The following is a 14,715-nucleotide window of genomic DNA, read 5'->3' as shown; positions in this document are numbered from 1 at the left end:
AAAACGATGACCGTGGCTTGGGATATTCTTGAAACGTGTGAGAAGCCTGCTTAGACTGTGGGCTGGAAGGCGGATAAAAGTATGGCCGGTTTCAAGTGTCGGTCGAATGTCGCCTTCACTCGGACTCGTAGGAGCAGGCCTCGCAGGCCTGGCTGCAGGTGTCCTGATGACTCTTTTCGAATTTGCCTTCTGGAAAAAGTGGGGATTGGAGGGTGTGGCGGAGTGGCAGGTGAACAGTGTCATGGTATCCGTATTGATCAGAAAATTCACCCAGAGAAGACCGGGAGCATTGATGGCTGTCGCAATGCACCTGTTCCACGCAACAATCCTAGGAATACTCTTTCTTGTTCTCCTTATCTTGTCCCAAGCAGCAGTTCTGCTTCTGCCGACTGTTGTCTGTGGTGTTGTGTACAGTATCGTCCTCTGGATTGTATCTCCCTATCTGACTAGAGGATTGTTCGAGTCCGCAGGATGCTTCCGAATGACAACAAAAGGCTTGACGAGCAGCTTGCTAGCACACATTGTCTACGGCGTCTTTCTAGGACTTCTAGTTCCCGTACTCGTGTAAAAGGGTCGACTCTACGAAAACCTCTAGCCCCTGCTCCCGTGGAACAATGTTCTGAACAACATCGGTTTGGGTTTCAGTTCTTCAAACTCTTCTGCTCTGCCGATGTTGAATCGATTACACATGAATCATGAGATTCCTACTCCCGCGAAACCCTACCTTCGATCAAAGACACTGACTAAGGGTGTCACCTTCCAGCAATTCGGTCAAGGAGTTTGCATTTCAATCTCGCCGCTTCGATCGTAAGCATTTCATCCCGACCTTCAAACAGCTTCCACGCTCTCTTTGCCCCTAGGGGATAATGGGTAAGTCCAGAGCGATTCTCTGTGTCAATTGCTCTATAATTTGCCAGCCGACGCGCGATTGATGAAGAAGTCCTACCAGTAATTTGACCCAGTTCAACCACTTTAGGATCTCTCTTGTCAAGTCTGACACCTGGAGTTTTGTAAAGCGCTAGGGCCAATACAAATTCGTCATCGGACCAACGAGAGCCTAATTTTGCGATTGTCATTTCGTATCATTTCTAATGACAACTTTTCGACGGGAAAAATTCGAAACCCTGTCTGCCGTATCGTTAAGCTTGTCCCGCTCCTTCTTGAGCTCTATGGCTTTCAGGGTGTGCACCTGAGCTAGGGAATCAGCGAGTGAATCTAACGGGTCAAGTAGAGCTTTCCTATCTTGTTTCATTCTAGCTTTCTTTTCTCTATCCAGCTTCCTATTGATCTTCCTATCTGAGGGTCCTTGACCATTGTGTTGACCATTCCAAGATCAGATCCTAATTGCACTGGGTTGGAAAATGAGAACTCCGTGGGATAATGCAATGTCTCCTTGACTTGCCGAGGTTCTAAGAAAGGCAAGCCATAATTGAGGAAATCAATGTCTACGGAATGTTGAAGATAATCATTGAGCCTCACGTCGACGGACTCGCTTACTACTAATCGGTTGGAAGAGTGGAAGGCCGCAAGAAGTCTCCTGAAGGACTTTGACGATCGAATTAGCGACCTGAGAAAATACGGATTCACTGTCGTAACGGCTCTACTTGCTATTAACTCATTTCTACTGCCATCATCAATAGGCGGGAAAGACGCGCTCACCGATCAAGTCAAGCTAGCCGCAATAGGGTCGATGATGCTGCTAATAGTAGCTCTGCGATACGTGGAGAGAAGCTATCGCCTATTCCAAGACGCCGTTGCAGGGAGGGCAAGGATACTTGAAAGAGTCATGAACTTCGAGTTGACGGAGAAGATCTCCGAGCGATACAAAAGATCGTTCGAGCTGTCGCATACTGATCTCGTCTATTTCTTCTTTCTAGTCGCTGTTTTTGGCTTGGGACTTGCTGTTGTGTCTCAAACACTCTCCCTCTCACTCAACGGATACATCACATTAGGCTTGTTGGTCGCTTTTTCAATTATCCCAATCTCGCAATCGATAATGCTGGCAAAATCGAGATCTGCCAGAACTAGAACATCATCTATCAGAGTGCGGGTCTTGTCACGATGGGCTTGGGCATTGTCGACGTTCAGGACAAGTGAATCGCGCCGAGCCAAGATCCTGAGACTTGGGAGATGGCTTGTGGATTTTAGTCAGAGGGTTATCGATGAGAATCTTGTGACCTCTCTTTACGTCTTCGGGTTTGCAATTCTTGGTGTGAAGTTAGCGATGCTCTACTTGTTCTTCCATTTGTCTGAAGTAGCCTTGGTGATTCTGTCGACCCTGGTATCGTTCTTGCTCCTTGCGTCCTTAGCATTCATTGTCATGGCTCAACGTCTGAGCCCTACTTGGGGCAAGGGGGATTGGACAGTCGACCGGGTCCAATGCAAAGTGGGAGAACCGATAAATGTCATGGTCACCAATTTGGGCGATGAAAGCAAGTTCCTCCCAAGCTCCAACATGTTTGAAGTTCAAACCTTAGACGGGATTCTCGTCGGCGGTCCATTCACTTTGCCCGCCGACCCAGACAGAAAACTATCCTCTTGGATTTATGAAAAGAAGCCTGATAAAAGCCACCTATGGCTCGGAAATTGGGACAGCTACACCTGGACTTGGGATACCTCTAATGTTTCTCAGGGAATATACCGAATAGTCCCATATGAACGCAGGAATGAACGCCGAGTACTCGGAGCACCTCTTCCTCAAAAAATCATGGTCACAAGTGACAGGCAAAAGTTCCAGGTAAGTACAACCGACGGCGATAGTCATGAATGCTTGGTGACAAACTGGGCCGAAGCGGCTTTCCTGGACAACCGCTTTGACCTGATCGCCTGCACTACACATAAAAGATCCCTCGCGGAATGCTTACGCGTCAAGCAGACCAAAGTCACCAAGGCGAAAAGAGATGCTGGTTGAAACCACGCGAGGCAGATAACCGGCCGCGCTGTTCCCTAGCGACTTAATTGTCTGTGCTCCACAGCTTTTCATTTGTTTGAAGATAGTCAAACCAGTATCACACTACGCAAAGGGAAAAGTCGAGGAAAGCAATAGACGACTCAGACGATACGGGCTTTACGGGATTGGTTTCATATGCTTGGCAGTTCCAGCCGGATTACTAACCGAATTCTTGGATCCCGGAACCGGATTCATTGCGGGATTTGTGTTTTTCACGCCAGGACTGGTTCTCATGTTGATAGCGTTGAGCTCATGGCAGGAATGTGCGCCCACGAGGAAAGGCATCCAAGGCGAAGAGGTAGTAACTTGGGAGCTCTCCCACCTGAGCGACGAGTTCGTTCTGCTAAACGATGTAATGCTTCCAGGAGGCTCGGGAAACATCGACCACATCGTGATCGGACCCACAGGGGTCTTTGTCATCGAGACCAAGAACTATTCGGGTAAGTACGTGTGCTATGGTGATAGATGGTTCTTCCAAGGAAGACGCCAGAAGTATGACGTTTCTAGTGTAAGTGTTCAAGCTCGAAATAACGCGAGAGTCCTCGCTAATCTGCTTCACTCGTCTGGGTTCACAGCGGACGTTAATCCAATTATCGTGTTCGCCCATCCATCTGTACAATTGTGGTTGCACAGCCCGACAGTCCCGGTCTTGAAAAATGGCCACATCTGCAGCTTTCTCCTGGCTCAAAAGCCAGGATTTCGATTGACGGCAACATATTCTGACAAGTTGGCAGACAGGATTCTCGCGAGCAACCGAATGCCCAAAGCATAGTTTTACGCTTGTCTCTTTGCCCTTCTTGGTTTGACCAAATAATCCGAACTGGTTTCCCGTTGGAATCGTTGCAGGAAAGATGACAGTATCACGAGGGATTTAACCCGGTCAAAAGTAGTCTTGTTATTATGGGTGCATACCGAAGCCTCGCTTCCTTTGGAAAGCGACAAGAATACGCTGCGATATCTGAACTCTTGAAGAGGAGCTACCATGTCTATCAGATACTCATCGACGATCAAGGAATAGATTGTGTCATTCGCAAAATTGTCAATGGAAGACCAGCCTATGTTGACCTCCAAATCAAGGCTAGGTCAAAGGACTGTATACCAATTGACGCCGGAAGAATTGCGGCGTTCGAAATCAAGGAGCCTCGGGAGAACTTTCTCTTCATGTTTCATTCGGAACAGACGGGTTCTTATTGGATTACTCCCTCGCTCGAACTCGTTAGACTCGCGTCCAGGAACAAGACGGGCAAGAACGCAGGCAAATACCACGTACTTCTAACGGGTATCCAATCAGGCAAGGCGATCACAAATCCGAGGTTCGATCTCTTCAGAGACGAAAATGGCTACGGAAAATTGGAAGAAGCCTTTGTCGTCATCAACTTGTCCTCGGTTCATTATCAACCTCCGGTTTGATGAACTCAACGTCTCTCCCAAATGCCTCGAGGCACTCTTCTTCTGTTCTAGCTGGGGATGGGACTCATGTGGAGGAAAATCGCTCTTTCAATTTAGGAGCTCTGGTTGCTCTAAGCACGTACCCAATCTCTCGCTATCAGTTCTGCTTGCTCCAGTACAGTTTGAGTTGCTCTCTCTTGTTTGTCGGGAGGATAGCCGTATTTTCTCAGGACTTTCTTGACTTTAAGACGAATTTCTGCTTGTACGCTCTCTCTTCGCGTCCAGTCTATTGTCACACTTTTCCTCATCATTTGTATCAATTCCAATGCGATTTTCCTCAGAGTCTCATCTCCCAAAACACTAATTCCCTAGGTCGCAGTCTGGAATTCCAGCGTGCGTGTTTGACACAACAGCTCGAAGCTCAAAGGACCCTTCTAGACCTCACCATTGCTCCGTTCGAGCCGTTAACCCCAGGCAACGGGCAGAATACTGTTGAGAAGAAGGAGAAGCTTGCCAACGCCATCAAGGAACGGCTGTCCAAGGACGATCTCGAACGGCTCAGACAACAACTGGCCGGTAGACTTGTTGCGGTAACAGTCGTCTTCCTCCTCTGGAAGGGCTCACCAACTGTAACAGACACTCGTCCCGTGAAGGATCTGGATAATCTTCTCAAGATCGTCTTCGACGTCCTCCGCCGCCGGCCACAAGGAATCGGAATAATCGAGGAGGACAGCTACATTGGTGAGGTCTACGCGACCAAACAGCTGGTCACTAGAGAGGAAGACGAGGGATATCGGATTATCATCGAAGAACACCATGATCCAGAGATGCTGCGAACGCTCAAACAGTACTACTCGAAAATGCCCGCATAGCCGTCTTGGTTTTGCTAGATCCAGATGGTCTCGGGAAGGTCCTCGAAGTGGGGGTCACCGGTAACTACCCTTGCATCGTGTAGGCGAGCTGCTCCGAGGACGAGACCGTCAAAGAGGCTTGGCGACTGTAGCTTTCGTTTCTTCGCCCGCTCGAACAGGTCCAGGTACGCTTTCGACCCCTGAACGGCCAACTCCGAAGATATCCGGAGCACCTGAGATGCACCGTGAATTGCTGTCAGTCTCTCTCTGACGAGTTTCTCAGGCGATCTCTCGCGAAAGTACTTTCTCGCCAGCTCAGCTAGAACAGTGTCAGGGGTATACGCGTCCTCAACCGTCTCGATCAGCTCTTTGACCTTGCTTCCCTTCCGAGTTCCTAGGAAGAACTCTATCCAGGCGTAAGCGTCCACGACTATTCTTACCGGTCTTCACCCCGGTCATCTTCACTGAAAGGCTTGACCCTTCCTTTGTCAGCCCCGAAGGCTCCGACCAAAATCCTCCGACGGTGGCTCTTGATGAGTGCCTTCACGGTTTCGTCTATGCTCGCGGCCTTCATCTCGTCCCGGAGATGTTCTAGGTGGGACAGAGTCTCTCGCGAGATCTTCACGGTCTTGTCGGGCGATGCCAAGGTATACCAGTATACTTCTCTACTACTACACCTATTAAGATATTGGGACAATCGCTTCCTGCAGTCACCGACTCGCGAGACCACCGCCTTTTGGCATCAAGTGACCAAAGCCATCTTCACCGGAATATATCGTGGCTCTAAATTATCGCCTGTCGAGATTATCGGTTTCCGAGAATATTTCCCTGCGAGACTTACCTTTTATGCGATGAATCCGCCAGTGACCCGGAACCGGGTCAACGGGCGAAAAGATGCGCGACAGGAACAATTTACACTAGAGTGGACCCCGATAAGGCGCGCAATGTACCAACTCCCAGCGGCAGTAATCCTCGCAGCCACCGGACTCGGGCTGGCGTTCTACGCGACTTACCTTAACAAAGCACTCGCCTCGTACTTCGCGGTACTCGGCACCGTAGTATTCATGGGTGGACTACTCCTCCTCGCGCTCTGGCAGTTTAGACCCGGAACCTCCTCTTCTAGTTGCCGATGAACAACGTGTCAGGTCTTTGCTTGAAGTCCCGGGTCGCCCCGTTCAAGCTGTCATCGAATCTTCTTTGTCTGAATGTATCGTGGCCCGACATTATCGCAACTCGAAAATATCGAGTCTAGAAATCATTGGAGGTCCGAAAATATCTGCGTGCGAGACTTCGCTTTTATGCGAAGAATATGCTGAGACCCGAAACAGAGAAGAAATGTCTAGTCAAAGAGATTTCCACAAGATCCTCGCAACGACTTTCACGACCAAAATAGCTATTGTGCTAATCGTCATGTTGCTAACCTCGACCCTCTTCGCCACCAGTCTGATCAAGCCTATCCGACAGGACCCGACCAGCCCACCTAAGGCAATACCCGCCCTCTCTGATATCGCATCATTGTCAATGTTCGCCAAGGTCACCAGCATGGGCTATACCGGTCCAGAGACGGGAGATGATCATCACGATGACAACGGCGGAGACGTAGGTCCCATACAAACAGTAAACAGCTACCGGATCAACCAGAACTACAACCAGCGACCACAAGACGAACCTGCCGTCACAGCCAATCCCTCAACTGGAACTGTCGTAGTTGGGGCAAACGACTATGGCATCGGAGGCCCGGTAGGCGGAGGCGTCTACACTCACATCAAAGGAGCGGCGTTCCCTTCACCCACATACTTCCCACCCTTCCCGCTTCTCTGCGCGGGCGGGTCAGGCTCTACCTGTGTCTTTTCAGCCCCGCCAATCGGCACCGGAGACCCGGCCTTGGTCTACGGCGCAAGATACAATGAATACTACTATACCAGCATCGGTTTCGCTAACGACAACTGCGCGAGCGGAGTATTCCTCTACCGATCAAGCAACGGACTCGACTGGACACGGCCCGTCATCAACAGATTCCTCGCAACACCCACTGCAACAGGCGGCGGAATACGAACCATCACATACTATGACGGCGGACCCACAGGCCAAAACTGCATGACATTCAACGACAAGGAATGGATAGCGGTCGACAACACCCCCACTAGCCTGTTCTACGGTCGCATCTATGTCACGTGGTCGCAGTTCAACCTCGACCCCTCAGGCATGTTCGCTACGAGTTCACCGATCATGCTCGCCTACTCGGACGACCGCGGGGACACGTTCTCCAACCCCATCGATGTCACCGGAGCGCCTGGCAACACAAACTGCATGTTCCCAGCCATCCCAGCAAATACAGGCCGATGCGTCGAAGACCAGTTCTCCGTCCCAGTAGTCGGCACCGATGGCACCATCTACGTCACCTTCATCAACGGAGAATTCAGCGCAACAAGTTCACGGGACCAATACCTCGTCAGCAGAGTCCACCCCGGATCCGGTTTCAGCGTCGACGGACCCTTCCAGGCAACATTCCCAGTCTACGACCAACCCAATTTAGACTACCCAACACAGACCACGGGCGGACAAGGAAGATCCACGCTCTGCAACAGTAACTTCCGATTAGCGGCCACTGAAGGATTTGCGATCAAAGTCGACGGGACAAACGCTGCCAATGACAAGCTCTACATCGCCTGGGCAGACGATCGAGCACACCAAGGCGAGTTCTCAGGCGTAACTGTCGGTCCAAGATCATCAGGCTACGCATGCCCAGCTGGCAAGATGACAGACAACGACGTGTTCATCATCAGATCAGACAACCAGGGATCATCATGGACAGAGCCAATACAGGTGAACCAGGACAAAGCACCTGGCACGGTGAACAACAAGGACCAGTTCTATCCATGGGTCTCCGTAAATCAGAAAGGCCAAGTAGCCGTCCTATACCAAGACAGACGCTACGACAACACCCCTGTCCCGAACAAACTAGCACGCGCGACAGTTGGCACCAGCACCGACCTGGTAACATGGAAGGAGACATTGATCGCACAGTTCGCATCAAACCTTGACAACGCGTTCCGCGACGGCGCCTTCATCGGCGACTACAACAACGACCTCATCACAAACGATGGTACGATATACGCGGTCTACACAGGCGTCACGCCAGGCAAATTCGACAGCGACATATTCATCGCCATATTCAACATCAACGCCAGCTAAACCCCCAAAGCGCCAGCCCCAAGGACTGGCAATCCCCTCTTTCTTGTTTTTCCGGCCTAGCACCCTCGCCACTTATAATCATAGATGCAAGAGAGAGATTGTGCCTCCCGCTCAAGATGTCTCTAACAGTCCAGATGATGAGAAGATTCTGAAGTATGCTGGCGAGCTATTTCGTCAGCTTGGAATAACCAAGCCCGAACCAGACGCGGTCATCTGGGACAATGATATTCGTTCCCACCTTGTGGTTGTGAGGTACGGAGAGGTACGACTCCCTCAGAGCTTCAAGGGCCAGTTGACACCTGAAGATTGGAAGACATTGCTGGCACCAGAGATAATCTACAACTACGTCCTATTGCGAGACGACGGTCGCGACCCCGCACTGCACCTGCTCCTACCGCTCGCCCCTGCGCCCTTTCCCCTCGCCTTCGCCTTGATCGCTCTATTCCGTTCTGGCAGAGGACCCTATTACCTCGAGCTCCTGCTGACCATTATGGCTCTCTACGTGCTTTACTCAGGCATTGTGCTCGGTTTATACATCAGAAGACGCTGGAGACGCCTCTTCTATGATGCTGATAGACGAACAGCAGACAAGTTCGGAAAACAAGAACTTCTAGCGACTCTGGCAAAATATGGAGAAGCAATCTCTGCCACGGGATATCCGCGGAAACGTTTCCATCTTTGGCCCACGGTTAACCAGAGAATCGAACGCCTTCAAAAAGCCACCGAGATAGCGAAATAAGAAAAAAGTCAACTATTCCTTGGGTGGGGGGTTGTGGTTACTATCAGCCGACGCTTCGTTGAACTCGTCGTAGAAATCGTGGGACTCGGCCTCGCGCTCTACGGAGCACAAGTCCAATTTAGCACCCCGATCTGTGCTCCCCCGCCACCCTCGGGAGTCGTTTGTCCCAAGACTTTCGGCTTGTACCTGACGATATTGGGCTTGGTAATATTCCTCTTTGGACTGTTTCCGGCCGTCTGGAAGCGTAGGATGAAAAGCCTGGATTGAACCGATGAAAAGATCTAATTGAGTCTCCATATTGCCCAGCCCTTATGGTTGTAGATGGGCTGGCAACCTGTAAGGGTCTCGATCAGTCCGAACATTTCCTCAAACCGTCGGCTATTACTCCTCGTCCACAAGATTCGAAGGTTGAACCCTCGACCCGATCTGAGCCTGAACTCGACCCGCCCCGCTGAAAGCATCTTTGCCCTGCTTGACCTCTATCTCCCAGACAACACTTCTCCTAGCTTCAAAGTCCTTCCTCTCTTCCAATTCGTCGATCGAGAAATCTCTCCCGCGAAAGATGCGATCGATAGCTGGAACCACCAGCAACCAGTCGATACCAATCCACGCAAGCTCGACTATAAAGAGAGCGAGAAGAAGAAGGAGTGGTCCGAGTCCCTCGCCGAATGGGGGATAGAATATCCCGAGGATTGATCCGGAAGGGACTACCATCGTGTGGAGAATTGTGACAAGCCAGTATAGACGGCTCCCCCTCAGCCCAACTATCCTGTCGTCTGTGATGAACAGACCGTAACCGAGGCGTGTTCTGTCCTTGTGGAGGTAGACGCTGTTGATTCGCTCTAGCCTCTCCAAGAAGGGAAACTGGACAACGCTACCTTCAGAAGGCACAACTCCCATCGGGTATCCTCACGTTGAGATGATTATCTTCTCCGATAGTTCTAACTATTCCGGTTTCGGCACTTTCGGACAAATGATTCCTACACCCGCGTCGAAACTGGCTAGTGACGCAGTCAGTAGTCCATCTAACCCAGCCTATCGTCCGTTGGACATCGACACGCTCTACTACACGCGTTCCATGTTCACCCTCCGCTGGTCGGTTGATGGTGAGCATATCTATTTCGAGACGAATATTACTGGAAGATACAATATCTGGCGCGTGCCAAGCGCGGGCGGTTGGCCCGTCCAGCTAACAGTCAGTGATGAGAGGAATGATCTAGCCGACCCCTCTCCCGACGGCCGGCACCTCCTCTACTCCCAGGACTATCAGGGCGATGAGAAGCCCAACCTCTACCTATTGGATCTGACAGAGAACACGACTCGGAATATCACGATGACGGAGAAGATCGGTTATCGAGACATGAAATGGAGCCCTGACAGCCGCTCGCTCGTTTACGCGGCCGAGCGCGACATACCCGGAACCTATCCTATCTTCCACCACGACCTCGCGACAGGAACAGTCAAGAAGATAATCAGCAGCGAGACTGGCGACTGCGAAGCAATCGAGCCAAGCCCTGACGGAAAAAAACTCGCCTTCTGCCGAACAAGAAACTACCAGTACACCGGCGTCAGCGTCCATGATATGGAGACGGGTCGCGAGACAGTTCTCTCTGTAATAGACGATCGCTCGACCAGCATCGTCGGCGGCTGGACCCGGGACAACAAACGAGTCTATGTTACCAGCAATGCGAACGACAAGGGAATCGAAGCAGTCGCTCTAATGGATCTTAAGGAGAGCGCAGAGTTCCAGTGGCTTACCCTCCAGGATTGGGACAGCCAGCTAGTAGACACAAGCCCAGCAGAGGACAAGTATGCCTACCTTGTCAACCAGGCGGGCAACATCCACCTCTACATCAGGGACCTCGACGGAAAAGAGGAAGAGATCCCACCGGGCCACGGAGTCATACGCGCCGCCAAGTTTAGTCCAGACGGCAAACAGCTCGCGATTATCCACGCATCAGGCGATAGTCCGCATGATATCTGGATTTACGATCTCAAAGCCCGCACCCTCAAACAAATCACCTACTCACTCGTCGGGGGATTAAACCAGGACAACTTCGTCCAACCACACCTAATCATTTACCCGGCCCAAGACCAGACCCCCATCTCCAGCTTTCTCTACGTACCTCCAAACATCAAACCCGACCATTCACACCCAGCCATCGTCTACATTCACGGGGGACCCCAGTGGCAACACTTCAACAGCTGGTACCCTAACATCCAGTACCTCGCAAGCCACGGATACATCATCATCGCCCCAAACTACCGCGGATCAACAGGCTACGGACGCGTCTTCATGGAATCCCTCCGAAAAGACGCTGGCAAAGGCGATCTAAACGACCTCGTCGCCGCAGTCGACTACCTCAAAACAACAGGCTACGTCGATCAAGAAAGAATCGCAGTAATGGGCGGGTCTTGGGGAGGATATCTGACCTTGATGGCTCTCACAAAAACTCCAGAGATATGGGCGGCCGGCGTTAGCATCGTCCCCCTCGCCAACTGGTTCACAGCCCACATGAACGAAGACCCGGTGCTACAGAAAAACGATGAATGGTTGATGGGCAACCCGGTACAGGATCGCGACCTCTGGCAAGACCGCTCGCCACTATTCTTCGCAGACCGAATACGTGCACCCCTCCTCCTGCTCGCTGGCCGACACGACATCCGATGCCCAGTCGAAGAAACACAACAGATGGCCGAAGCAGCACGGAAAAACGGAGTAACAGTCGAGGTCAAAATCTACGAAAACGAAGGACATGGGTTTGTAAAACGGGAGAACGAGATAGACTCCTTCAAGCGAGCAGCAAGATTCCTAGATATGGCTCTAGGACAGCGCTAACCAGGGACCTCAGCTAAGATTATGAGATTGAACTGCAAGTAAACAAGTGAAGCGGTGATTAGTGGCAGCTAAGTTGGGAATTTCGAAAACAAAGCTTGTCACGATAATCTTTCTAGTCTTTCTGTCGCTCAACGGCATGTCGAGCTTGCCATTTGCTCGGGCAGAATCGAACTATCCATTCAGGACCGTTTTAGAAAAGGATCTATCAACCATAGCTAGGCACACGTCCCACGTTGCGGGAATTCAGGTTTCCCAAGTGTTCAACATGGAACGGAGCGTAACAGTTAGGATAAGCTATACCGTAGGACTTTCAGATCTGAGCAAAATATTGGTGCAGGACGAAGTCCAGGAAGAACTGCAAGAAAGGTCGTACATTCAGTGGGTCGGAAGAGATCTCATTCTCTGCATACCCGAAGACAAGTCGTGTCCTCCATGGCCAGGATTTGTCATAGGTGAGCTAATGGTAATGTTTGTTGACGTGCCGACGGACCCTTTCACCCATCCATGGCCAGACAACAGCGCACTCATCGCCTCCAACGTAGGCACCACCAGCCTAACCCTGACATGGACCAACACAAAGGACGGTTCCCACACCGTCGCATACCGCATAGGTGGCTCTCTGTCCTACGATCTGTGGCTCACAATCTCCAACACAACACATACCGTGATCGTCACCGGGTTGACACCAGGAACGAACTATGACTTCCGGGTTGATGCGATCAATGACCAAGGAGACTACTGGCTAGGTCCTAGAACATTGGTCGCGACACAAGCAACCGTCCCGCCTTCTAACCCGACGACAGGGCCAACTCCAGGTCCAGTGATAAACCAGAACCCGAACCAGATCTTCTCTTCGATCCTAGAATACTGGCATATTCTTCTCACCGGAATCGTGGCGTCCACCGCTACCTTGATATTTTTCCTTAGAAGACGCCAATCTCTCAGGTCAAGCTAGACGGGCTACCCACTCTATCTTAACCAGCTGACGGCGAACTGTACGTAATCTACTAATTGTTGGGTGATGATTACCGTGCCGAACCCGACAAGGAGATAGTTCACATGATCCTTTCGTATGATTCGCCATCCGAGAACCCCGCCCACCGCGAGCATCAGTCCGAACCAGGCTACCAGCTCAATTAAGGCAATGATAATCGCCAGTGTCGGCTCCCCACGAAATCCGGGAAAAATCACGAAAATTGAGGCTAGATAGTAGACTACTATGACTACGATTCCTAGGATTACGCCTCTCAGGAACCAGCTAAAGCGTTCTGTGAAGGCCATTGTGACTCGCTGTTCTCCTGTCCGCGTCCCTCTAGGTTCTTAATCAAATGTGATCCACCGTCACCTACCCGGTCTTTCTGGAAGACGGACCTAGGCGAATAGAGTGGTGATGGTGCCGAAACCGACGAGGGAAGCGTACTCCCCAGAGACCTCCTCCCCACGTGCAACCGCACTACATCCGCCCAAGAAAGCAGGCGCTCGAAGTGTCTATCTGACAAATGAGCCTCTATGGCGAGGCTAATGACCGCCTAGTATTCGGAAGTTGAAAAAGAGGAGAGAGGATTGGAATCCTCTCGTACAACTACTCTCCCGTGTTTGTCGCATCCTGTCCCACAATAATCGCGCCCTGCATCCAAGGATGAATAGCGCACATGTAGTGAATTGTAGTGCCAGTCGGTGCCGTGATACCGATGTCAAGTGTCTGTCCATGATTTATCAGAAACGAGTTCCCTCCCCGGAATCCAGAAGGCTCACCAGTGACATTGGCCACCGGATTCACCGGACCCGTGGGTCCCTGCGGGAAGTGTGCGCTGGAGATAACACCACAGACCGTTCCAGGGAAGTCGAAGAGGCATGCAAAGACTTGAGTGACATTCACAGGAAGCTGCGAATCATCGACGATGCTTATCGTGTGGGTGCAGTCGGCTGGAACACTACAAGTTCCGATATTAGTGAACGTTAACATGCCTCCTGGCATAACGTGTATCCTGCCAGGGCCGAAATGGTAAGTGCTGAGAACTCTCTCGTTAATCCGTGACGAGTCGTTTCCAAGGATCTTGACAGTTGGCCCGTTCGACGAAGCCAGTACCGGGGACATAACCATCAGAAGAACTATCATTCCGATAGAGATGGGGACTATTCTAACCATTTTTCTCATTCTCAAACCTCCCTTTCCATCTGGGGTATTTCGTATCACAGCGCCCCCCTTCGGCGTTCTCGATCGTGCCACTGATTCTTTCTTCTGCCGTCCCGTATTCATTCGATAATGCCGGTAGCCTAGGATTGAAATCTATAACCGGCATACTCACACACGCATACGCGGTTCGAATTTAACACTATATACAGGGATTCAAAATTCTCGAAACTCGATATTCTCGAATTACGACATATCGAAAAATGCTCAGGCAAGACCGAAGGGTATGGCAAGCAATAACTCCAGGGTGACGATGATGGCGCCGAATCCGACTAGGAGGTAGTTCATCTGGTCTTTTCTTACGACTCGCCATCCGAGAACGCTGGCGACTGCGAGCATCAGGCCGAACCAGGCGACGAGACTGATTATGAATCTGACAATGACTGCTCCGGTTCTAAGCCAGCCCGGTAGAAACCCGACTATTCCATTGTAGAGCTGGAGTATTATCGCGCCGATTATCACGCCGATAAGGAACCAGCCAAAGCGTCCGGTAGAAGCCAAGACGATTCGCAATCGGCGAGTGATGTATCCGTCGGTCTTTAATCGCGTGTACCCGAT

The 14,715-nt window shown here is 51.1% G+C and carries 18 protein-coding genes and 1 pseudogene; 11 read left to right on the top strand and 8 right to left on the bottom strand.

Annotated elements, in window-relative coordinates; all coding sequences use genetic code 11:
• Positions 1 to 106 precede the first annotated feature (106 nt).
• Positions 107 to 568 carry a hypothetical protein gene (locus tag VGS11_07355; protein ID HEV2119901.1) on the top strand — a complete coding sequence of 154 codons (462 nt, stop codon included), beginning with the start codon at positions 107 to 109 and terminating at the stop codon, positions 566 to 568.
• A gap of 504 nt (positions 569 to 1,072) precedes the next feature.
• On the opposite strand, the gene VGS11_07350 is transcribed toward VGS11_07355, so the two are convergent.
• The gene (locus tag VGS11_07350; GenBank protein ID HEV2119900.1) at positions 1,073 to 1,252 is read right to left on the bottom strand and encodes a hypothetical protein; all 180 of its coding nucleotides are present in this window, start codon (positions 1,250 to 1,252) and stop codon (positions 1,073 to 1,075) included.
• A 216-nt stretch (positions 1,253 to 1,468) separates the two neighbouring features.
• Between VGS11_07350 and VGS11_07345 the strand changes: the two genes are divergently transcribed.
• From VGS11_07345 to VGS11_07335, 3 genes are all read left to right on the top strand, one after another.
• Positions 1,469 to 2,911: a hypothetical protein gene (locus VGS11_07345; protein ID HEV2119899.1), complete on the top strand. Its 1,443-nt coding sequence runs from the start codon at positions 1,469 to 1,471 to the stop codon at positions 2,909 to 2,911.
• A 76-nt stretch (positions 2,912 to 2,987) separates the two neighbouring features.
• Positions 2,988 to 3,722, top strand: coding sequence for a nuclease-related domain-containing protein (locus tag VGS11_07340; protein HEV2119898.1), 735 nt, complete (start codon positions 2,988 to 2,990; stop codon positions 3,720 to 3,722).
• A gap of 128 nt (positions 3,723 to 3,850) precedes the next feature.
• Positions 3,851 to 4,360, top strand: a complete 510-nt coding sequence (locus VGS11_07335) for a hypothetical protein (GenBank protein HEV2119897.1) — start codon at positions 3,851 to 3,853, stop codon at positions 4,358 to 4,360.
• A gap of 110 nt (positions 4,361 to 4,470) precedes the next feature.
• On the opposite strand, the pseudogene VGS11_07330 reads toward VGS11_07335, so the two are convergent.
• Positions 4,471 to 4,704, bottom strand: a pseudogene (locus VGS11_07330) (type I restriction enzyme endonuclease domain-containing protein).
• Positions 4,705 to 4,740: 36 nt separating this feature from the next.
• Here VGS11_07330 and VGS11_07325 point away from each other — a divergent pair.
• Positions 4,741 to 5,211, top strand: coding sequence for a hypothetical protein (locus tag VGS11_07325; GenBank protein HEV2119896.1), 471 nt, complete (start codon positions 4,741 to 4,743; stop codon positions 5,209 to 5,211).
• Positions 5,212 to 5,225: 14 nt separating this feature from the next.
• Here VGS11_07325 and VGS11_07320 read toward each other — a convergent pair whose 3' ends face one another.
• Positions 5,226 to 5,618 carry a PIN domain-containing protein gene (locus VGS11_07320; GenBank protein HEV2119895.1) on the bottom strand — a complete coding sequence of 131 codons (393 nt, stop codon included), beginning with the start codon at positions 5,616 to 5,618 and terminating at the stop codon, positions 5,226 to 5,228.
• Between the two features lie 8 nt (positions 5,619 to 5,626).
• Positions 5,627 to 5,836, bottom strand: coding sequence for a VapB-type antitoxin (locus tag VGS11_07315; protein HEV2119894.1), 210 nt, complete (start codon positions 5,834 to 5,836; stop codon positions 5,627 to 5,629).
• A 100-nt stretch (positions 5,837 to 5,936) separates the two neighbouring features.
• Here VGS11_07315 and VGS11_07310 point away from each other — a divergent pair, with 100 nt between their 5' ends.
• The 4 genes from VGS11_07310 (at position 5,937) to VGS11_07295 (ending at position 9,391) form a co-directional block, all read left to right on the top strand.
• A complete protein-coding gene (locus VGS11_07310; protein HEV2119893.1) occupies positions 5,937 to 6,323 on the top strand; it encodes a hypothetical protein in 387 nt (128 codons plus the stop codon).
• Positions 6,324 to 6,525: 202 nt separating this feature from the next.
• A complete protein-coding gene (locus tag VGS11_07305) occupies positions 6,526 to 8,385 on the top strand; it encodes a hypothetical protein (GenBank protein ID HEV2119892.1) in 1,860 nt (619 codons plus the stop codon).
• A 100-nt stretch (positions 8,386 to 8,485) separates the two neighbouring features.
• Entirely contained in the window at positions 8,486 to 9,124 is a 639-nt protein-coding gene (locus VGS11_07300) for a hypothetical protein (protein ID HEV2119891.1), read from the top strand.
• Between the two features lie 33 nt (positions 9,125 to 9,157).
• On the top strand, positions 9,158 to 9,391 hold the full coding sequence (locus VGS11_07295; GenBank protein ID HEV2119890.1) for a hypothetical protein: 234 nt from the start codon (positions 9,158 to 9,160) through the stop codon (positions 9,389 to 9,391).
• Between the two features lie 114 nt (positions 9,392 to 9,505).
• On the opposite strand, the gene VGS11_07290 is transcribed toward VGS11_07295, so the two are convergent.
• A complete protein-coding gene (locus VGS11_07290; protein ID HEV2119889.1) occupies positions 9,506 to 9,979 on the bottom strand; it encodes a hypothetical protein in 474 nt (157 codons plus the stop codon).
• Here VGS11_07290 and VGS11_07285 point away from each other — a divergent pair.
• Both VGS11_07285 and VGS11_07280 read left to right on the top strand, forming a co-directional pair.
• The gene (locus VGS11_07285; GenBank protein HEV2119888.1) at positions 9,957 to 11,963 is read left to right on the top strand and encodes a S9 family peptidase; all 2,007 of its coding nucleotides are present in this window, start codon (positions 9,957 to 9,959) and stop codon (positions 11,961 to 11,963) included. The two genes, VGS11_07290 and VGS11_07285, sit on opposite strands and share 23 nt — an antisense overlap.
• Positions 11,964 to 12,024: 61 nt before the next feature.
• A complete protein-coding gene (locus tag VGS11_07280) occupies positions 12,025 to 12,918 on the top strand; it encodes a fibronectin type III domain-containing protein (protein ID HEV2119887.1) in 894 nt (297 codons plus the stop codon).
• 14 nt (positions 12,919 to 12,932) lie between these two features.
• On the opposite strand, the gene VGS11_07275 is transcribed toward VGS11_07280, so the two are convergent.
• The 3 genes from VGS11_07275 to VGS11_07265 form a co-directional block, all read right to left on the bottom strand.
• Entirely contained in the window at positions 12,933 to 13,244 is a 312-nt protein-coding gene (locus tag VGS11_07275) for a hypothetical protein (GenBank protein ID HEV2119886.1), read from the bottom strand.
• 301 nt (positions 13,245 to 13,545) lie between these two features.
• Entirely contained in the window at positions 13,546 to 14,112 is a 567-nt protein-coding gene (locus tag VGS11_07270; protein HEV2119885.1) for a hypothetical protein, read from the bottom strand.
• Between the two features lie 252 nt (positions 14,113 to 14,364).
• On the bottom strand, positions 14,365 to 14,670 hold the full coding sequence (locus VGS11_07265) for a hypothetical protein (GenBank protein HEV2119884.1): 306 nt from the start codon (positions 14,668 to 14,670) through the stop codon (positions 14,365 to 14,367).
• Positions 14,671 to 14,715: the final 45 nt, after the last annotated feature.

The sequence above is a fragment of the Candidatus Bathyarchaeia archaeon genome, assembly GCA_035935655.1.
GTDB lineage: Archaea > Thermoproteota > Bathyarchaeia > 40CM-2-53-6 > 40CM-2-53-6 > 40CM-2-53-6.
Note: the sequence above shows the minus strand (reverse complement) of the source record. Positions and strands in the feature narration are given on the sequence as shown.